The 19,468-nt window shown below is 67.3% G+C and carries 17 protein-coding genes; 13 read left to right on the forward strand and 4 right to left on the reverse strand.

Annotation, left to right across the window (positions count from 1 at the left end):
• Window positions 1–53: 53 nt before the first annotated feature.
• From I6J77_RS04070 to I6J77_RS04115, 10 genes are all read left to right on the forward strand, one after another.
• Window positions 54–1,367, forward strand: coding sequence for an ABC transporter permease (locus I6J77_RS04070; RefSeq protein WP_204110668.1), 1,314 nt, complete (start codon window positions 54–56; stop codon window positions 1,365–1,367).
• Between the two features lie 11 nt (window positions 1,368–1,378).
• Entirely contained in the window at window positions 1,379–2,611 is a 1,233-nt protein-coding gene (locus tag I6J77_RS04075; RefSeq protein WP_204110669.1) for an ABC transporter permease, read from the forward strand.
• A gap of 61 nt (window positions 2,612–2,672) precedes the next feature.
• Window positions 2,673–3,992 (forward strand): ABC transporter permease, encoded by a 1,320-nt coding sequence (locus I6J77_RS04080; RefSeq protein ID WP_204110670.1) that lies wholly within the window; start codon window positions 2,673–2,675, stop codon window positions 3,990–3,992.
• A gap of 180 nt (window positions 3,993–4,172) precedes the next feature.
• Entirely contained in the window at window positions 4,173–5,408 is a 1,236-nt protein-coding gene (locus I6J77_RS04085) for an ABC transporter permease (RefSeq protein ID WP_204110671.1), read from the forward strand.
• Window positions 5,409–5,495: 87 nt separating this feature from the next.
• Entirely contained in the window at window positions 5,496–6,842 is a 1,347-nt protein-coding gene (locus tag I6J77_RS04090; protein ID WP_204110672.1) for a sigma-54 dependent transcriptional regulator, read from the forward strand.
• Between the two features lie 135 nt (window positions 6,843–6,977).
• A complete protein-coding gene (locus I6J77_RS04095) occupies window positions 6,978–7,307 on the forward strand; it encodes a hypothetical protein (RefSeq protein ID WP_204110673.1) in 330 nt (109 codons plus the stop codon).
• Window positions 7,308–7,338: 31 nt separating this feature from the next.
• Entirely contained in the window at window positions 7,339–8,718 is a 1,380-nt protein-coding gene (locus I6J77_RS04100) for a PAS domain-containing sensor histidine kinase (protein ID WP_204110674.1), read from the forward strand.
• 49 nt (window positions 8,719–8,767) lie between these two features.
• Entirely contained in the window at window positions 8,768–9,718 is a 951-nt protein-coding gene (locus I6J77_RS04105; RefSeq protein WP_204110675.1) for an SPFH domain-containing protein, read from the forward strand.
• A gap of 10 nt (window positions 9,719–9,728) precedes the next feature.
• On the forward strand, window positions 9,729–10,175 hold the full coding sequence (locus tag I6J77_RS04110) for an NfeD family protein (RefSeq protein WP_204110676.1): 447 nt from the start codon (window positions 9,729–9,731) through the stop codon (window positions 10,173–10,175).
• A complete protein-coding gene (locus tag I6J77_RS04115; protein ID WP_204110677.1) occupies window positions 10,172–11,455 on the forward strand; it encodes a threonine/serine exporter ThrE family protein in 1,284 nt (427 codons plus the stop codon). Before I6J77_RS04110 ends, I6J77_RS04115 begins: the two co-directional genes overlap by 4 nt.
• A gap of 279 nt (window positions 11,456–11,734) precedes the next feature.
• Here the strand turns inward: I6J77_RS04115 and I6J77_RS04120 are convergent, their stop codons facing one another.
• From I6J77_RS04120 to I6J77_RS04130, 3 genes are all read right to left on the reverse strand, one after another.
• Entirely contained in the window at window positions 11,735–12,058 is a 324-nt protein-coding gene (locus tag I6J77_RS04120) for an H-NS family nucleoid-associated regulatory protein (RefSeq protein WP_056717518.1), read from the reverse strand.
• A 270-nt stretch (window positions 12,059–12,328) separates the two neighbouring features.
• Entirely contained in the window at window positions 12,329–14,026 is a 1,698-nt protein-coding gene (locus tag I6J77_RS04125) for a proline--tRNA ligase (RefSeq protein ID WP_204110678.1), read from the reverse strand.
• Between the two features lie 112 nt (window positions 14,027–14,138).
• Window positions 14,139–14,561 (reverse strand): DUF4124 domain-containing protein, encoded by a 423-nt coding sequence (locus tag I6J77_RS04130; protein WP_239309189.1) that lies wholly within the window; start codon window positions 14,559–14,561, stop codon window positions 14,139–14,141.
• A 111-nt stretch (window positions 14,562–14,672) separates the two neighbouring features.
• Between I6J77_RS04130 and I6J77_RS04135 the strand changes: the two genes are divergently transcribed.
• Genes I6J77_RS04135 through rimI form a run of 3 tightly spaced genes read left to right on the forward strand, consistent with a single transcriptional unit; the run spans window position 14,673 to window position 16,428 of the window.
• Window positions 14,673–15,455 (forward strand): phosphatidylcholine/phosphatidylserine synthase, encoded by a 783-nt coding sequence (locus tag I6J77_RS04135; protein ID WP_056764032.1) that lies wholly within the window; start codon window positions 14,673–14,675, stop codon window positions 15,453–15,455.
• Window positions 15,452–15,943, forward strand: a complete 492-nt coding sequence (locus I6J77_RS04140) for a hypothetical protein (RefSeq protein WP_204110680.1) — start codon at window positions 15,452–15,454, stop codon at window positions 15,941–15,943. Before I6J77_RS04135 ends, I6J77_RS04140 begins: the two co-directional genes overlap by 4 nt.
• A 2-nt stretch (window positions 15,944–15,945) precedes the next feature.
• Window positions 15,946–16,428 (forward strand): ribosomal protein S18-alanine N-acetyltransferase, encoded by a 483-nt coding sequence (rimI, locus tag I6J77_RS04145; RefSeq protein WP_040673594.1) that lies wholly within the window; start codon window positions 15,946–15,948, stop codon window positions 16,426–16,428.
• A 96-nt stretch (window positions 16,429–16,524) separates the two neighbouring features.
• On the opposite strand, the gene I6J77_RS04150 is transcribed toward rimI, so the two are convergent.
• Window positions 16,525–19,377 (reverse strand): valine--tRNA ligase, encoded by a 2,853-nt coding sequence (locus I6J77_RS04150; protein WP_204110681.1) that lies wholly within the window; start codon window positions 19,375–19,377, stop codon window positions 16,525–16,527.
• Window positions 19,378–19,468: the final 91 nt, after the last annotated feature.

Consider the following 19,468-nt stretch of genomic DNA (forward strand, 5'->3'; position numbering starts at 1 on the left):
CAGGCAGGGCAGCCATGCCGGTCGGCATGGATGATGAAACTCGGAGGAAGGGAATGTTCGGCTACTACCTGGATCTGGCACTGCGCAGCCTGAAGCGCAACAAAGTGCTTACCGCGCTGATGGTGCTGGCGATCGGCCTGGGCATCGGTGCGAGCATGACGATGATCACGGTGCTGCACGTGATGACCAACGATCCCTTGCCCGGGCGCAGCGCGACGTTGTTCACGCCGCACCTCGACCCGTTGCCGCTGGACTACAAGCATCACAGCGATGGCCCCGATCCGACCGACAATCTCACCTGGCCGGATGCGATGGCCCTGCTCAAGGCGCATCCCGCCACGCGGCAGGCGGCGATGGCCGGTGGCTCGCTGCTGGTGCGCCCGGCGCGGGCGGACGTGCGGCCATTCCGTGTCGATGGCCGCTATGCCACGGCGGACATCTTCGCGTTGTTCGGCATTCCGTTCGAGCACGGACAGGGCTGGTCCTCCGCCGACGATGCATCACGGACGCATGTGGTGGTGCTCAGCGAGACGCTGGATCGCAAGCTGTTCGGCAACAGCGGAGGCATCGGTCAGGTCGTGCGGCTGGGTGAACACGACTTCCGCGTGATCGGCGTCACCGCCGACTGGCAGCCGCAGCCGATGTTCCATGCCGACCTGTCGGCGCAATCGTTTGGCGATGCGGATCAATTCTTCCTGCCGTTGTCCGCGGCGGTGGACCTGAAGTTGCCGACCAACGGGAATCAATCCGGCTGGGGCAAGGACGACGCCGGTGATTCCATGACCAGCGCCAACATGTCCTGGCTGCAATTCTGGGTGCAACTGCAAAGCCCCGGACAGGCGCAGGCGTATCGCCAGTTCCTGCTCGACTATTCCGCCCAGCAGAAGGCGCTGGGCCGCTTCCAGCGCCCGCCCACGGAAGCGAAGCTGTACAGCCTGATGGGCTGGCTGGCGCACCGCAACCTGGTGCCCACGGATGTGCGCCTGCAGCTGTGGCTGGCGCTGGGTTTCCTGTTCGTGTGCATCGTCAACATCATGGCCTTGCTGCTGGCGAAGTTCCTGCGCCGCAGCGGCGAGATCAGCGTGCGTCGCGCGCTGGGCGCGCGCCGGCGCGACATCTTCCTGCAGTTGGGCATCGAGTCGGCGATGGTCGGCGTGGCCGGCGGCCTGTCCGGCTTGCTGATCGCCCAGCTCGGCCTGTGGAGCGTGCGCCATCGCCCCGACGACTATGCGCAACTGGCGCAGATGGACACGTCGATGCTGCTGGGCACGTTCGCGCTTTCCGTCGCCGCCAGCCTCCTGGCTGGCCTGTTGCCGACGTGGCGCGCGTGTCGCGTGCCGCCCGCGCTGCAGCTGAAGGCCTTATGAGGACATCCAGCATGGAACTGCGCCCGATACTCTCGACCTTGCGTCGACACAAGCTCACCGCGACCCTGCTGGTACTGCAGGCCGCCCTGACCTGCGCGATCGTCTGCAACGTGGTGTTCATGATCGCCAATCGCGTGCAGCGGATCGGCGTGCCGACGGGCATCGCCGAACGCGAGCTGTCGGTGATCCCCAGCACGGGCATCGAGGAGGGCGAGAATCCGCAGGCGCGGCATGCCGCGGACCTGGCTGCCCTGCGTGGCGTGCGCGGCGTGCAATCGGCGGTGGCGGTCAGCTATTCGCTGCCGCTGGATCGCAGCGAGTCGTCCAGCGGCATCTGCCCCAGCAAGCAGGCGCTGGATCGGGCGATGCAGCTCAATACGATCGAAGGCAGCGGTTGCATGCAACCTGCCGTCTACGACGGCACGCCCGGCCTGGTCGGCACGCTGGGCCTGCACCTGGTCGCGGGGCGCGACTTCCGGCCGGAAGAGTACGTGAGCCAGGGCAAGCCCGCGGTGGCCATCGTCAGTCGCGCGCTGGCGCAGCATCTGTATCCGGGCAAGCAGGCGCTGGGTCAGAGCATGTACGACGGCGACAACTACATTCGCATCGTGGGCATCGTCGACCGACTGCTGCGCCCGAACCTGCGCGCGCCGGGGATCGACGAGGACAGCATGATCTGGCCGCAGCTGCCGCCGGGCTCCGGCGTGCTCTACGTGCTGCGCAGCGCCTCCGGCGATCGGGCGCGGATCCTGCAGGAGGGGTCCGCGGAACTGCTGAAGCTCAGTGCGAACCGGCTGATCAGTGCCGCCCGCACGCAGACCTATGAGGAGATTCGAGCGGCCTATTTCCAGCGCGACACCACCATGATCGGCCTGCTGCTGGCTTCGGCCCTGGGCCTGCTGTTCGTCACCGCGCTGGGCATTACCGGGCTGGCCAATTTCTGGGTGCAGCAGCGCACGCGCAGCATCGGTATTCGCCGCGCCATCGGCGCCACGCGCGGCGACATCCTGCGCTACTTCCAGACCGAGAATTTCCTGATCGTCGGCGCCGGCATCGTGCTGGGCATGCTGCTGGCCTTCCTGTTGAACGCGGAGCTGATGCAGCACTACGAACTGGCGCGCCTGCCGCTGCTTTATCTGCCGATGGGCGCGCTGGTGCTGTGGGGCCTGGGCCAGCTGGCGGTGCTGGGGCCGGCGTTGCGCGCCGCGGCGGTGCCGCCCGTGGTGGCGACGAGGTCGACATGAGCATGGACGGATTCACGATGGCGATGCCACGAAAAGCGCCTTGCATGCGGAGGATCGGCTGATGTTCCGCTACTACCTTGACCTGGCCTGGCGGCGTTGCCGGCAGGGTCCGTCGATGGTCCTGCTGCTGGTCCTGACCATGGCGATCGGGATCGCCTCGTGCATGACGGCGCTGACCATCTTCGGCGCGCTGTCCGGCGAACCGTTGCCGGGCATCAGTCCGTACCTGCACGTGGTGACGATGGATGCCCGCGAGGCGGTCGACGCCAACAACAACGATTACGACAAGCCGGATGCCTATCTGAACCTGACGGATGCGAAGGCGCTGGTCGATGCGCAGCGGGCGCGCCAGCAGGTGGCGCTGGCGCAGAGCTATACGCTGGTCGGTCGCCCCGACGGCAAGCAGTCCGACCAGGTGCAGGGGCTGCTGGCCCATGGCCCGGTGCTGGCCATGTTCGGCGTGCCGCTGCGGCACGGCCGGTCATGGACCGCCGAGGAGCAGGCGGCCCAGGCACCGGTGGTGGTGATCGACAGCGCTCTGGCGCAAAAGCTGTTCGGCACGGAGGACGCGGTGGGCCGCAGCGTGTCGCTGGGCAGCGGCAGTTTCCGCGTGGTCGGGGTCAGCGCGCCGTGGAAGCCGCGCACGCAGTTCCTCGACGTGCAGCGCAACCAGGGCAACGTGCTGGGCCAGCCGGAACAGTTCTTCGTGCCGGCGCAGGCGGCGCTGGCCGCGGGCGTGGGGCCGCTGACCGCGGGGGAATGCGGCAAGGGCGCGGCGGTCGTCAGCTTCCAGTCGGCCGAGGTGGACAAGTGCCGCTGGCTGGAAGTGTGGGCGGCGCTGGATACGCCGGCGACGGTGGCTGCGTATGCCCGGTTCGTCGCGGGCTACGCGGATGCGCAGCATGCGGCCGGGCGTTTCGTGTATCCGCCGCAGGCCGCGCTGTACGGCGTGCCGTCGTGGATGAGCATGAACCACGTGGTGCCCGACGACGTCGGCCTCAACCTGGCGCTGGCCGGCGCCTTCCTGCTGCTGTGCCTGGTCAACGTGGCCGGCCTGCTGGCGGCGCGCTTCCTGCGCCGGCAGGCGGACGTGACGATTCGCCGTGCGCTGGGCGCGTCGCGGCGCAACGTGTTCGCGCAACACCTGGTCGAGACCGGCGTGCTCGGCCTGATCGGCGGCGCGCTGGCCCTGCCGCTGACCTGGCTGGGGTTGTGGATCGTGCGCATGCAACCGGTGGCCTATGCCGACGCGGCGCACTTCAGTGTTTCGGCATTCGCCGCGCTGCTGCTGTTGTCGCTGGTCGTCGGCCTGGTGGTGGGCATCCTGCCGGCCTGGCGCGTGTGCCGCCAGCCGCCGGCCATGCAGATCAAGCTGGGCTAGGAGCGTGGGCGGTAGAAACACAAGCGGCTGCGGCTGCGTGGTTTTGGCCAGCTTTTCCGCTCCTTTTCGTTGAATAGCTACGGCTATTCGCCTCAAACGATCGAAAAATCTGACTCAAAAACCACTTTGCCTCGCTCACTTGGTTTCTACCGCCCACGCTCCTAGGGGAACGCGATCATCATGCGACACATCATCCAACCGCTCTTTCGTCATCGCCTGATGCCGCTGCTGGTGCTGCTGCAGGTGGCGCTGGCCTGTGCGATCGCCTGCAATGCGCTGTTCTTGCTGCAGCAGCGGCTGGTGCCGATCCTGGCGCCGGACGGCATCGGCCAGCCGGAGAAGCTGGTCGTGGCGTGGAACATCGCCTCTCGCGGCAAGCCGTGGCCGCCGAGCCGGCTGCGCGAGGTGCAGGCGTCGCTGCGTGCCATACCCGGAGTCGCCGCGGTGGGCCTGGCCGGTTCGCTGCCGATGGAGACCAGTGCCCAGATGAACGGTGACGTGATCGGCGAGGGGACCGGCATCCAGGCCGATGCAGCGGTCTACATCGGCGATCACCTGCGCGAGGCGCTGGATCTGCGGCTGGTTGCCGGGCGCGATTTCAGCGCTGCGGAGCAAGGCATCGACTACCAGGACGTGGGCATCAACCAGAGCGGCCCGGCCATCATCACGCGAGCGTTGGCCGATCGCCTGTTCCCCGACGGCCATGCCCTGGGCAAGGTGGTCCGGATCGGCCGGGACGCGGATGCGGCGCGGCGCACCGTGGTCGGCGTGGTCGAGCACCTGATGCGCAACAAGCTGGAGCAGGACAACCGCAGCAACATCGACTACAGCATGCTTTTCCCCGGCGTGCCCGGGCAGTGGCCGATGCCGGTGTTCGCCGTGCGGGCGGGGGCGGAAGGCGATGCCGGGCGCGTGCGCCAGGCCGTCAAGGCCACCATCACGCGCGAGCTGGGCGTGGAGATGATCCAGGGCTTCGAGCCGACCTACCAGATGTACGCCGACATGCGCGCGCACATGCTGGCCAAGTCGAAGGCGGCGGTGTGGCTGCTGTCCGGGGTCAGCCTGGTGGTGCTGATCGTGGCCCTGGTGGGCATCATGGGGCTGACCGGCTACTGGGTGCAGCAGCGCACGCGGCAGATCGGCATCCGGCGCGCACTGGGCGCGCGCCGCGTCGACATCCTGCGCCACGTGCAGATCGAGAACCTGCTGGTGGTGGGTGCCGGCATCGTGCTCGGCATGCTGCTGGCCTATGCGGTGAACCTGTGGCTGATGCGCCACTACGAGTTGTCGCGCCTGCCGTGGATCTACCTGCCGTTCGGCGCCGCGCTGATGCTGGTGCTGGGCCAGCTGGCGGTGCTGGCGCCTGCGCGTCGCGCCGCCGCGGTGCCGCCGGTGGTGGCGACGCGCTCAGCATGAATAACCGGTCCCGGGTGTACGCATGACCATGGTCATGGCAACCTTTATCGCTGGAGCGGCATCCATGTCCGCATGTGCAGAAAAAAGATGACACGTACCGTACTGATCATCGACGACAACCCGGCCGTGGGCGAGGCGCTGTCGCTGGCGTTGTCGTTGCACGAGATCCGCGCGCTGGTGGCGCTGACCCCGGACGAGGGGCTGGCGCTGCTGCAGCGCGAAGCGGTCGACGTGGTGATCCAGGACATGAACTTCACCGCCGACACCACCTCGGGCGAGGAGGGCGTGGAGCTGTTCCGGGCGATTCGCGAGCAGCATTCCGACTTGCCGGTGATCCTGCTGACCGCGTGGACGCACCTGGAAACCGCGGTGGAACTGGTCAAGGCCGGCGCCGCCGACTACCTGGCCAAGCCGTGGGACGACAACAAGCTGCTGGCCACGGTGGAAAACCTGCTGGAACTGTCCGAGTCCACCCGCGAGGTGAACCGGGGCCGCCGCGAGCGGCGCCAGCGACGCGAGATGCTGCAGAAGAAATACGACCTGGACAGCCTGGTGTTCGCCTCCGAGGCGATGGCCCGCACGCTGGACCTGGCCTGCCAGGTGGCGCGTTCGGACGTGTCGGTGCTGATCACCGGTCCGAACGGCACCGGCAAGGAGCGCATCGCGGCGATCATGCATGCGAACTCGGCGGTGAAGCGCGGCCCGTTCGTGGCGGTGAACTGCGGTGCGTTGCCGGGCGAGCTGATCGAGGCCGAGCTGTTCGGTGCCGAGGCCGGCGCATACACCGGCGCCAACAAGGCGCGCGAAGGGCGTTTCGAACTGGCCGATGGCGGCACCCTGTTCCTCGACGAGATCGGCAACCTGCCGCTGCCGGGCCAGATGAAACTGCTGCGCGTGCTGGAGACCGGCCAGTTCGAGCGGCTCGGCTCGGGCAAGACGCGGCAGGCGAAGGTGCGCGTGCTGTCGGCGACCAACGCCGATCTCAAGGCGATGATCCAGGCCGGCACGTTCCGCGAGGATCTGTACTACCGGCTCAACGTGATCGAGGTGAACCTGCCGCCGCTGGCCGAGCGCAACGACGACATCCTGCCGCTGGCCGAATTCTTCCTGGACGGCCGCGCCGAACTGGGCGAGGCGGCGCGTGACGCCTTGCTGGGCTATCCGTGGCCGGGCAACGTGCGCGAACTGAAAAACGCGATCGAGCGCGCCGCCCTGCTGGCCGGTGGCAACGTGATCACGCCGGAGCTGCTCAACCTGCCGCAGCACGTGGCCGGCGCCGCGGCGCGCAATCTCGACGAGCCCAGCCGCGAGACGGTGGAGGCGGCCCTGCACAAGGCCGGCGGCGTGGTCAGTCGGGCCGCGCAGAACCTGGGCCTGTCGCGCCAGGCGCTGTACCGGCGCATGGAGCGCTACGGCCTGGCGACCACGGCCTGAGCGGACTCGCGATGGAAGAAAACCACGGGAAGTGGTTTTCTTCACCGACTCCGAGCGTTGTTCTGTGATCGGCATGCTTGCTCTTGACCATGAGGCGTAGAAAGATGGCGATCGGTATCCAGTGGGGGGAGCGTCATGCGATATCGCCTGATCATTTTCTTGTCGGCCGCGCTGATCGGCGGGACGGCGATGGCGCAGACGCCACCCGCGCTGCGCAGCGACCTCAGCCTGCTGCCTGCGCCCAGCAGCAGTTCGTCGGACTATCGAGCCGGCTCGCTGGCGGTGCCGGGCGACGGCAACAGCAGCCCGTTCCGCTTCAGCGACGGTCGCGAGGGCGAGGCGTGGAACAAGGCGCCGCCGCGGCCGATGGATCGCGATGCGGTGCTCGGCACCGAGCGCGCCTGGCTGGGCGGACGCCCGCCGCTGGACTGCGCGATGACTCCCCACGACGCCAGGTGTCATTGATCGGGCGCTTTCCCCGCAAGGAGAACGGCCGATGTGGCGTCGCCTGAACTCGCTGCGCGGTCGGCTGACCCTGCTGCTGGCGGTAGCCGCCTTCGCCGGCGCGGCGATCTACGCGGGCGTGACCCAGTGGCCGCTGCCGCAACTGCTGGTGTGGATGCGCAAGGACCTGGCCCTGTCCATCCGTGCGCCGATGCAGTTGGGCATCTATGGCGGCCTGCTGGCCAGCGCGCTGGTGCTGTTGCCACTGGCGTTCTGGCTCGCCGGTCAGGTGATGGCGCCGGTCAGCCGCCTGTTGCGTGCGCTGGAAGGCGCGGTGGCCAGCTACCGCGATGGCGATTTCAGCTTCTCCATCGCGATCAATCGGCGCGACGAACTGGGTGAGCTGATCCGCATGCACAACGCGCTGGGACAGACCCTGCGCGAACAGCGCCAGCATCTGGTGCAGCGCGAGTTGCTGCTGGACACGGTGGTGCAGAACACCCCGGTGGCCCTGGTGCTGACCGATTCGTCCGGTCGCGTCGCCTACGCCAACATCGCCTCGCGGCATCTGTTCAACGAAGGCCGCAGCCTGCACGGACTGGATTTCGCCGCGTTGCTGGTGGATGCCCCGGAGGCCCTGCGCAAGGCCGTGGAGACCGGCGAGGACGCCCTGCTCAGCGTGGAGATGGAAGGCAGCGAGGAAATCTTCCACCTGTCGCAGCGTGCGTTTCGTCTGCAGGGGCGCCCGCATCGGCTGCATCTGTTCCGGCGCATGACGCGCGAATTGTCGCGGCAGGAGGTGGCGACGTGGAAACGGGTGATCCGGGTGATCAGCCACGAGCTCAACAATTCGCTGGCGCCGATCACCTCGCTGTCGCACTCCGGGGCGGAACTGGCCCGGCGCGGCCAGCTCGACCGGCTGCCCGGCGTGTTCGCCACCATCGGCGAACGCGCGCTGCACCTGCATCGTTTCATCGCCGGCTACGCCAGCTTCGCCAAGCTGCCCACGCCGCAACCGGTGAGCGTGGTGTGGCAGCCATTCCTGGATGGCCTGGCGCTGCATTGCCAGTACCGCCTGGCCACCGCCGTGCCCGAGCAACCCGGGCATTTCGACGCGGTGCAGATCGAACAGGTGCTGATCAACCTGATCAAGAACGCGCACGAGTCCGGCGGCCCGGAAGACGAAGTCACGCTGTCCCTGCTGGAAGTCGGCAACGAGCTGCGCATCGAGGTGGCCGACCGCGGCCCCGGCATGAGCGAGACGGTGCTGGCCCAGGCACTGCTGCCGTTCTACTCGACCAAGCGCTCCGGCACCGGCCTGGGCCTGGCGCTGGCCCGCGAGATCGCCGAAGCGCACGGCGGCCGCGTGCTGCTGGCCAACCGCGAGGGCGGCGGCCTGCGGGTGAGCCTGCGCCTGCCGCAGTCCCGATAAGCATCCGCTCGCCTATACTCAAGCCTTCTTCAGGGACAAGGGGTGGGCAATGGGAATCGGACAGCTGCTTGCGCTGGTCATCGTGGTCGTCGTCATCATCGGCGTCGCCAAGCTGGTGCGCATCGTGCCGCAGGGCTTCGAGTGGACGGTGGAAACGTTCGGCAAGTACACCCGCACGCTGAGTCCCGGGCTGCATTTCCTGATCCCGATCTATCAGGCGGTCGGGCGCAAGATCAACATGATGGAGCAGGTGCTGGACGTGCCGTCGCAGGACGTCATCACCAAGGACAACGCGGTGGTGCGCGTCGACGGCGTGGTGTTCTACCAGGTGCTGGACGCGTCCAAGGCCGCGTATGAAGTGGCCAACCTGGAAGGCGCCGCGCTGGCGCTGATCATGACCAACATCCGCACCGTGCTGGGCTCGATGGACCTGGACGAATCGCTGAGCCAGCGCGACGCGATCAACGCCAAGCTGCTGGGCGTGGTCGACGAGGCGACCCATCCGTGGGGCGTCAAGGTCAACCGCATCGAGATCAAGGACATCTCGCCGCCCCGCGACCTGGTCGACGCGATGGCGCGGCAGATGAAGGCCGAGCGCGAGAAGCGCGCCAACATCCTCGATGCCGAAGGTTTCCGCCAGGCCGCGATCCTCAAGGCCGAAGGCGAGAAGCAGTCGGTGATCCTGGCCGCCGAAGGCGAGAAGGAGGCCGCCTTCCGGGCCGCCGAGGCGCGCGAGCGTTCGGCCGAGGCCGAGGCCAAGGCCACCTCGATGGTGTCCGAGTCGATCGCCAACGGCAACGTCAATGCGCTGAATTATTTCGTCGCCAACAACTACGTCGACGCGCTGAAGGAAATGGCCAAGTCGCCGAACCAGAAGATGCTGCTGCTGCCGATCGAGGCCACCGGCATCCTGGGCTCGCTGGCCGGCATCGCCGAGCTGGCGAAGGAATCGCTGGGCCAGCAGCAGAAGCCCACCGTCGTCCAGCCGCCGCTGCGCTGAGGGCACGACCATGTGGGAACTGTCGACGCATTACCTGTGGTGGATCCTGGCGCTGCTGCTGATCGCGGGCGAGCTGCTGTTGCCGGGCTATTTCCTGTTGTGGATCGGCCTGGCGGCTGCCGCGATGGGCGTGGTGCTGTGGGGCGATCCGACGCTGGGCCTGCTGGCCCAGGCGATCCTGTTCGGGCTGCTGGCGTTCGCCTTCTGCGTCAGCTACGCGCGCTGGCTGCGGCCGCGGCTGGAGCGTCGAGTGTCCGGTGGCGAACGGCTCAACCGGCGCGCGGAGCAACTGATCGGCCAGCGTTATCCGCTGATCGAGCCGATCGTCAACGGTCGCGGCAAGGCCCGGGTCGGCGACGGCCAGTGGCTGGTCAGCGGCCCTGACCTGCCGGCAGGCGCGGTGGTGGAAGTGGTGGCGGTCGACGGCACCACCTTGCAGGTACGCGCGACGGCATGAGCGCGGGCGACGTCATCAGCCAGCAGCAGTTCGCCACCACGGCCATCACCACGCGCATTGCGTTCGCGCTGGAACTGGCGCGGCGGCTGCACCAGTACGGCACCACCGCGCCGCGGCTGGAAATGGCCGTGGCCGGGGTGGCGCAGCGCCTTGGGCTGTCCGCCGACGTGTGGTCCAGTCCCACCGCCATCATCATTTCCTTCTCCGACCTGGCCCAGGGTGGCGAGGAAGGCGTGGCGCAGACCACCCAGGTGATGCGGCTGGCGCCGGGCGAGGTGAACCTGGAGCGGCTGTGCCGGGCCGACGACATCGCCGATCGGGCGATCGCCGGCGAGCTGGACCTGCGCGAGGGCTTTCGCCTGATGCGCGAGCTGGGGCGGCCGGACACGCGGCGCGAGAAGATCGGCTCGATCGTCAGTTACGGCCTGTCGGCGGCCAGCATCGCGGCGCTGTTCCTGCACAGTTCCTGGGTCGACCTGGTGGTGGCGGCGGTGATCGGCGTGATCATCGGCTGCATCACCTTGCTGGCCGGCAGCCGGCCGCAACTGGCGGTGGCCAGCGACGCCATCTGCGCCCTGGTGGCGACCACGGTGGCGATCGTGGTGAGCGCCTTCGTGGTGCCGCTGGCGATCAAATCGGTGGTGCTGGCCAGCCTGATCATCCTGGTGCCGGGCATGTCGCTGACCACCGCGGTGCGCGAGATCTCCAGCCAGCACCTGGTCTCCGGCATGGCGCGCATGGGCGGCGCGATGTCGACCCTGCTCAAGCTCACCTTCGGCACCATCGCGGCGACCCAGTTGTGCGCCGCGTTCGGCATCAAGGCGCGCGACTTCGCCTTGCCGGCGCTGCCGACGTGGACCGATTACCCGGCCCTGCTGGTGGCGGCGATCGCCTTCGCGATCCTGTTCCGGGCGGCCAAACGCGACTGGCCGGTGGTGATCGTGGCGGTGGTGGTCGGCTACCTGGCCACGCGCTGGGGCGGCCAGATCTCCAGCTCGCTGTCCGGCGCGCCGGTGGGCGTATTCCTGGGTGGCCTGCTGCTGGGCGCGATGGCGAACGTCTACGCCCGTTACGCGCAGCGGCCAGGCGCGGTCATCCGCGAGCCCGGCATCCTGTTGCTGGTACCCGGCAGCGTGGGCTTCCGCAGCGTGTCGTTCCTGATGGAGCGCGATACCACGCTGAGCCTCGACACCGGCCTGCTGCTGATCACCCTGCTGGTATCGCTGGTGGCGGGACTGATGTTCGGCGACCTCCTGATCTCGCCAAGACGCTCCCTGTAAATCAAAAGGTGATCGAAGTCGCAAACATCGAAATGCCTGCGACCATCCCCGAAGACAAACCCGCACGGCACCTTTGCCTCCTCCCCTGCTAGCAGGGGAGGATTGAGGTGGGGTAGCTCTTGATCTGACCCGCCAAGATCAAGAGCCCCCCTGACTTCCCCCTGCGTTGCAGGGAGGGACCGCGGATATGCCTCGCGTGGTGAATCGACACCGCATTGTTCAGCACAAAAAAACGCCGACCCAAGGCCGGCGTTTTTCATTACCCGATGAAACCGGCGATCAGATCGCCAGATCCTTTTCCTTCTTGCCGGCCTTCAGCGCGTCGTTGAACCAGTGCGGACGCTTGCCACGGCCGGACCAGGTCTGCGCCGGATTGGCCGGGTTGCGATACTTCGGGGCCACCGTGCCGGTGCTGCGCTTGGCCTTGCCGCGGGTGCTGCCGAAAATGTCCTCGAAGGCATAACCCTCGGCCTTGATCAGCGCGTGCACTTTCTCGCGCAGCTTGACCACCTTTTCCTTGCGCAGCTCGTTCTGGCGGACCTGCGCCTTGGAGATGAGGTCATTCAGCTGGTTGTGATTGAGGTTCTTGATATCGACGGCCATGAGTGACTCCCGGTTGAGCTTGTGAATAATGATCTGGTTATGTGCCGAAGGCATTATGGGGAATGCATCGGCGTGACTTGAAATTGTTGCAATTCTTATTCTCGCTTATTCGCCGAATCCTTGTAAAGCGCGCGGGTTTGTGAAACGTTCTTCACATTAACCGGTTAATCGCGCCGCACTCCAATAAGCGATTTGCGACCCGTTTCACCGTTGCGCACAAGGAAACGGCCGCACAAGGCGGCCGTTCCGGTCGGTACACCAGTGCCGTGGTCAGGCGAGCAGGGCAAACAGTTCGTCTTCGCTCAGCGAACGGCTTTCGCTGTCCTCGCGGCCGCGATATTCCAGCGTGCCGGCTGCCAGCCCGCGCTCGCTGACGACCACCCGATGCGGAATGCCGATCAGCTCCATGTCGGCAAACATGCTGCCGGCGCGCACGCCACGATCGTCGAGCACGGCCTCGATGCCGCGTTCGCCCAGCGCCTGGTACAGCGCTTCGGCGGCCGCGCTGACGGCGGGCGAATGCTTCGGGTTGATCACGCAGACGGCGACGCGCCACGGCGCCATCGCCTCGGGCCAGACGATGCCGGCGTCGTCATGACGCTGCTCGATCGCCGCGGCGACGATGCGGCTGACGCCGATGCCGTAGCAGCCCATGGTCATCACCTGCAGCTTGCCGGTTTCATCGACCACGCTGGCGTCCAGCGCCTCGGCGTATTTCGTGCCCAGCTGGAACACGTGGCCGACCTCGATGCCGCGGGCGATGTGCAGCACGCCATGACCGTCGGGCGACAGGTCGCCCTCGACCACGTTGCGCAGGTCGGCGATGCGGGTGATGCGGGCATCGCGTTCCCAGTTGGCGCCGCTGTAATGCGTGCGATCGGCATTGCCGCCGCAGACGAAGTCGGCGAGCACGGCGGCGTCGCGATCGACGATGACGGGGATGGATTCGGGCAGGCCGACCGGGCCGATGAAGCCGGGGCGCGTACCGGTGGCGGCGAGGATTTCCTCCTCGCTGGCCAGCACGGACTCATCGGGCAGCTCGGCCAGCTTGCCGGCCTTGACCTCGTTGATCTCGTGATCGCCGCGCAGGCACAGCGCGACCAGCCCGTCGCGACCGCGCACCAGCAAGGTCTTCACGCATTGCCGCGGGCTGACCTTGAGGAAGGCGGAGACGTCGTCGATGGTCTTCTGGGTGGGCGTGTCCACGCGCTGCAGCGTGGCCGCGGCAGCAGGGCGCGCGGCGGCGGGCGCCAGCGCCTCGGCCTTCTCCAGGTTGGCCGCGTAATCGGAGCCGTCGGAAAACGCGATGGCATCCTCGCCCGAATCGGCCAGCACCTGGAATTCATGGCTGGCGTTGCCGCCGATCGCGCCGGTATCGGCCTGCACCGCGCGGAAGGTCAGGCCGAGGCGAGTGAACACGCGCGAATACGCCTGGTACATCGCCGCGTAGGTTTCGGCCAGCGACTCCTGGGTAAGGTGGAAGGAGTAGGCGTCCTTCATCAGGAATTCGCGGGCGCGCATCACGCCGAAACGGGGGCGGATCTCGTCGCGGAACTTGGTCTGGATCTGGTAGAAGTTCACCGGCAGCTGCTTGTAGCTTTTCAGCTCGTTGCGGGCGTAATCGGTGATCACTTCCTCGGCGGTGGGCGCGTAGCAGAATTCCTGCTCCTTGCGATCCCGGATCTTCAGCAACTGCGGACCGAACTTCGCCCAGCGGCCGGTTTCTTCCCACAGCTCGCGGGGCTGGATGGTCGGCATCAGCAATTCCAGCGCCCCGGCGCGATCCATTTCCTCGCGCACGATGCGCTCGACCTTGCGCAGTATGCGCAGACCCAGCGGGCTCCAGGTGTACAGGCCGGAGGCGAGCTTGCGGATCATGCCGGCGCGCAGCATCAGCTGGTGGCTGGCGATTTCGGCGTCGGCAGGGACTTCCTTGACGGTGGCCAGATGGAATTGGCTGAGGCGCATGACGGGTGGTTCCGGCGTGGTGGAAACGCCTAGTGTAGCGGCCGGCCGCCAGTCACGCCCGAGGCGTCATGCCGGCCCGGCCGCCGATTCGCGGCGCCGGGCCGACCACGGCTCAGCGGGCCTGCTGGCAGAACTGGTCGTACTGCGCCTGGGCCGAGGCGACCTGCTGCTTGCGCTGGGCATCGTCCAGCGCCACCGACTTGCCGTTCTGCTGCATCACCACCGGGCCGCCGCCCTGCAGTGCGCCGATGTTGGATTTCAGCGTGGCGCACAGGTTGGCCCGGTTTTCCGGGGTATCCGCCACCGGCTGGGCGGGCTGCGCCGGGGCTTCGCGCGCACCGGCCGTTTCGCTGGTCGGTGGCGGAGCCAGCGGCTGCGCGGTGCCGGTGGTGGTCACCCTTTCGAATTTGGTGCCCTGCGCCGGTGGCGCTTCGGAGTAATGCACGGTGCCGCTGGCATCGGTCCATTTGTAGACCTGAGCGGTGGCCAGTGGTGCCAGCAGCAACAGCGCCACGGCAATCAGCGAACGACGCATGGTGTTCTCCATTTCCAGGGAATAATCAGGTTTACCTTGTTAACACTCCACCGGTCCGGACTCAAGCACCCGATGGTTTACACTGCGCGCATCCTGTCACGGTCCTGATTCATGAGCGAGCTTTCGCCCGTCCGGCCACCCCGCCACCGGGGTATTTACCTGCTGCCGAACCTGTTCACCACCGGGGCGATGTTCGCGGGTTTCTACGCGATCATCGCCAGCATCGGCGGTCGTTACACCGAGGCCGCCGTCGCCGTGTTCGTCGCCGCGCTGCTGGACGGCCTGGACGGCCGCGTCGCGCGGATGACCGGCACCCAGACCGAGTTTGGCGTGCAGTACGACTCGCTGTCCGACCTGGTCAGCTTCGGATTGGCGCCTTCGCTGGTGATGTATACGTGGTCGCTGTCGGCGCTGCGCGAGTTTGGCCCGCTGTGGGGCAAGCTGGGCTGGGCCGCGGCGTTCGTGTACGCCGCCTGCGCCGCGCTGCGGCTGGCCCGTTTCAATACCCAGGTGGGCGTGGCCGACAAGCGCTATTTCCAGGGCCTGGCCAGCCCGGCGGCGGCAGCGGTGTGCATGTCCTTCGTGTGGAGCGTGGACAAGTTCGGCCTGGCCGGCAGCGATTTCTGTTTTGTCACGCCGGTGATCGCGATCGTGGTCGGCCTGCTGATGGTCAGCCGGTTCCGCTATTTCAGCTTCAAGTCGCTGCCGATGGGCAAGCACCAGCTGGTGCCGTTCGCCTGGATGGTGGCTGCCGTGCTGCTGATTGCCCTGCTGATCCTGGACACGGCGCGCGTGCTGTTTGCCGGCTTCACGATCTACTTGCTGTCGGGCCCGGTGTGGACGATCTGGGGGTTGGCCACGCATCGCCGACGCGCAAGGCGCAACGCGGCATGAGTACCGCGGCGCAAATGCCGGTCGACGCCGGTCACCGCGACCGCGTGCTGCGGGCGCTGGGCGTGACACCCTGGGTGCGCAAGGCGATGCCTGCGGCAGCCGTGCCGATGTCCGAAGCGGCGCAGGCGGTTTCCCCGGCCGGTCCGGTGGCGTGCGTGGTGATCCTGCCCCAGGGCTGCGACACGCGCGAGCTGGACCTGATCGGGCGCGCGCTGAATACCTGCGGCGCCATATTGGGTCGCGCCGCGCGCCTGGTCGTCAGCGACGGGCAACTCGCTGCCGACGTACCCGAGGCGCAGGCCTATCTGGTATTCGGCGAGGCGCAGGCGCATGCGCTGGGACGGGCGCTGCCCGCCGCGGTGATGAATCGCGCGCAGATCGTGCTGGCGGACGAACCAGCCCTGGTGCTGGCTCGTGCCGACGCGAAGCGCCGGCTGTGGAATGCGCTGCGCAGCGTGCGCCGCGCGCTGGCCATGGCGGAGCACTGATCGTGGTGGCGGTGATCAAGCCGGCGATCCAGGTGCGCGGCATGCGCCTGGACGACCTGGACACGGTCAGTGCGCTGGAACAGGCCTCCTACGAATTCCCCTGGTCGCCGGGCATCTTCGGCGACTGCGTCAAGGCCGGTCACCCATGCTGGGTGCTGTGCGTGGACGGGGTGATTGCCGGCTACGGCATCCTGTCGATGGGCGCCGGCGAGGCGCACGTGCTGAACCTCTGCATCGGCCCGGACTGGCGCGGCCGCGGACTGGGTCGGCACCTGCTGGGTCGGCTGCTGGACATCGCCCGCTGGAACGGTGCCGAGCGGGTCTTCCTGGAAGTGCGGCCGTCCAATCCGCTGGCGAAGGCGCTGTACGAGTCGGTGGGCTTCAGCGAGATCGGCCGGCGCCCGCGCTATTACCCGGCCCGCGACGGGCGCGAGGACGCGATCGTGATGGCGCTCAATATCGTCAAGGACGATATTGAGAAATAGACGAGGGCACGTCCGCCAGATGCGTGAAGTCGCGTAGGGCGGGCACCAAGCCTGCTTCTCCGATCCGTCAGCGCCGCCGCCGCTCTCCCTGGCGACTCATTTCTGCAGCTTCCCCGCCTGCTCGCGCAACGCCCCCAGCGTGGTGTTCCAGTCGGCGATGCGCTGGCGCTCCTGCGCCACCACCTCGGCCGGCGCGTTGGCGACGAAGCTGGCATTGCCGAGCTTGCCTTCGCACTTCTTGATCTCGACCTCGATGCGGGCGATCTCCTTGGTCAGGCGGGCCTTTTCCGCGGCCACGTCGATCAGCCCGGCCAGCGGGATCATCACCCGCAGCGTGCCGACCACGGCCGCGGCCGCCGCCGGTTCGTCGGCGCCGGCTTCGATCCACTGCGGCGCTTCGGTGCGGGCCAGGAAGCTGATCTGCGCGGCGAACTTGGCCACCCGCGCGCGATCGCCCGCATCGCCATCGGCGAACAGCAGCGGGATGACCTTGGCCGGCGAGATGTTCATTTCCGAGCGGATCTTGCGGATGCCGGACAGCACGTTCTTGAACCACTCGATCTCGGCGGTGGCTGCCTCGTCGGCGACGATGTCCGAGGCATTCGGCCACGGCCGATGCATCAGGCCTTCTTCGGTCAGGCCAAGTTTCGGCCCCACCGATGCCCAGATCTCCTCGGTGATGAAGGGGATCACCGGATGCAGCGCGCGCAGCACGCTTTCGAGCACCACCAGCAGCGTGCGGCGGGTCGATGCTGCCGCGACCGCATCGTCGCCATTGAGCGCCGGCTTCGACAACTCCAGGAACCAGTCGCAATACTCGTTCCACACGAACTCGTACAAGGCCTGCGCCAGGTGGTCGAAACGGTAGCTGACGAAATGCTGCTCCACCTCCGCCAGCGTCTGCCCAAGCCGGGTCAGAATCCAGCGCTCGGCTTCGGTCGCCGGCGCGCTCCCCGTTCCCTGTTCCCCGTTCCCCGCTTCCCCGCCGTTCATCAACACGAACCGCGCCGCGTTCCACAACTTGTTGCAGAACGCCTTGTAGCCCTCGGCGCGCTTGATGTCGAAGTTGATCGTGCGGCTGTAGCTGGCCAGCGCAGCGAAGGTGAAGCGCAGCGCGTCGGTGCCGATCGCGGGGATGCCGTCGGGGTAGTCCTTGCGGATGCGCTTCTCGACCTTGGCGCGCACCTGCGGGATCAGCAGCGACTTCGTGGACTTCTCCACCAGCGGTTCCAGCGCGATGCCGTCGATCAGGTCCAGCGGGTCCAGCGTGTTGCCCTTGGACTTGGACATCTTCTGGCCCTCCGCATCACGCACGATCGCGTTGATGTAGACCTCGCGGAACGGGATCTGGCCGGTGAAATATTTGGTCGCCATCACCATGCGGGCGACCCAAAAGAAGATGATGTCGAAGCCGGTGACCAGCACGGCGCTGGGCAGGAAGATCTTGTCCTGCTCCCAGTTGGCGACGACTTCGCCGCGCTCGTTCTTCACCGGCCCGTTCGCCGGCCAGCCGAGCGTGGAGAACGGCCACAGCGCGGAGGAGAACCAGGTGTCCAGCACGTCGTCGTCCTGGCGCAGCGCGCCGACCGGCGCGTTGGCGGCGCTGGCGCGCGCGTCGGCCTCGTCCTCGCCCACGAAGATGTTGCCGGCCTCGTCGTACCACGCCGGGATGCGGTGGCCCCACCACAGCTGGCGGCTGATGCACCAGTCCTGGATGTTGTCCAGCCACTGCGTGTACGTAGTCGCCCAATTCTCCGGCACGAACCGGATCTCGCCCGAGCGCACGGCATCCAGCGCCGGCTCGGTGATCGCCTTGCGGCCGCCGGGACGTCCATCCGCCTGGACATCCGAGGTGAGGTCGACGAACCACTGGTCGGTCAGCATGGGCTCGATCACCGCGTCCGAACGCTGGCTCACCGGCACCTGCAGCTTGTGCGGTTTGGTTTCGACCAGCAGACCGGACGCTTCGAGGTCGGCCAGCACGGCCTTGCGCGCGTCGTAGCGATCCATGCCCCGATACTTCTCCGGGGCGTTGTCGTTGACCTTGGCATCCAGCGTGAAGATGGTGATCGGCGCCAGCTTGTGGCGCTGGCCGATCGCGTAGTCGTTGAAGTCGTGCGCCGGGGTGATCTTCACGCAGCCGGTGCCGAACTCGCGATCGACGTAGTCGTCGGCGATCACCGGGATCTGCCGGCCGGTCAGCGGCAGGTGCAGCAGCTGGCCGATCAGGTGCGCGTAACGCTCGTCTTCCGGATGCACCGCCACGGCCACGTCGCCCAGCATGGTTTCCGGACGCGTGGTGGCGACCACGAGGGAGGCGGCGCCGTCGGCGGTCATGTAGCGGATCGACCACATGTGGCCATCGCGCTCGACGTTGTTCACTTCCAGGTCCGACACCGCCGTGCCCAGCACCGGGTCCCAGTTCACCAGCCGGTTGCCGCGGTAGATCAGTCCCGCGCGATACCAGTCGATGAACACCTTGCGCACGGCGGCCGACAGGCCTTCGTCCATGGTGAAGCGTTCGCGCGACCAGTCGGCGGCGGCGCCGATGCGGCGCATCTGGTTGGTGATGGTGGAACCGGATTCCTCCTTCCACTTCCATACCCGCTCGACGAACGCATCGCGGCCCAGGTCATGGCGGGTCTTCTGCTCGACCGCCAGCTGGTTCTCCACGATCTTCTGGGTGGCGATGCCGGCGTGGTCGGTGCCGACCTGCCACAGCGTGTTCATCCCGCGCATGCGCTGGTAGCGCACCAGCATGTCCATCACCGTCTGCTGGAACGCATGGCCCATGTGCAGAGTGCCGGTGACGTTCGGCGGCGGCAGCAGGATGCAGTACGGCTCGCCCCGATTTTGATCGTCATGGCCCGACGGCTTGAACGCGCCGCTGGCTTCCCAGCGGGCATACCAGGTGGACTCGATCTGGGCGGGTTCGAAGCTCTTTTCCATGGGATGGGCTCGGTGGCGCGTGCAGGGCACACGCTTTGTCTTGGGGAAAGCGGTGATTGTACGGGGCGGGAGCTGGGCTGCCAAAAGCAGG

The sequence above is a fragment of the Rhodanobacter sp. FDAARGOS 1247 genome (assembly GCF_016889805.1).
Lineage (GTDB): Bacteria > Pseudomonadota > Gammaproteobacteria > Xanthomonadales > Rhodanobacteraceae > Rhodanobacter.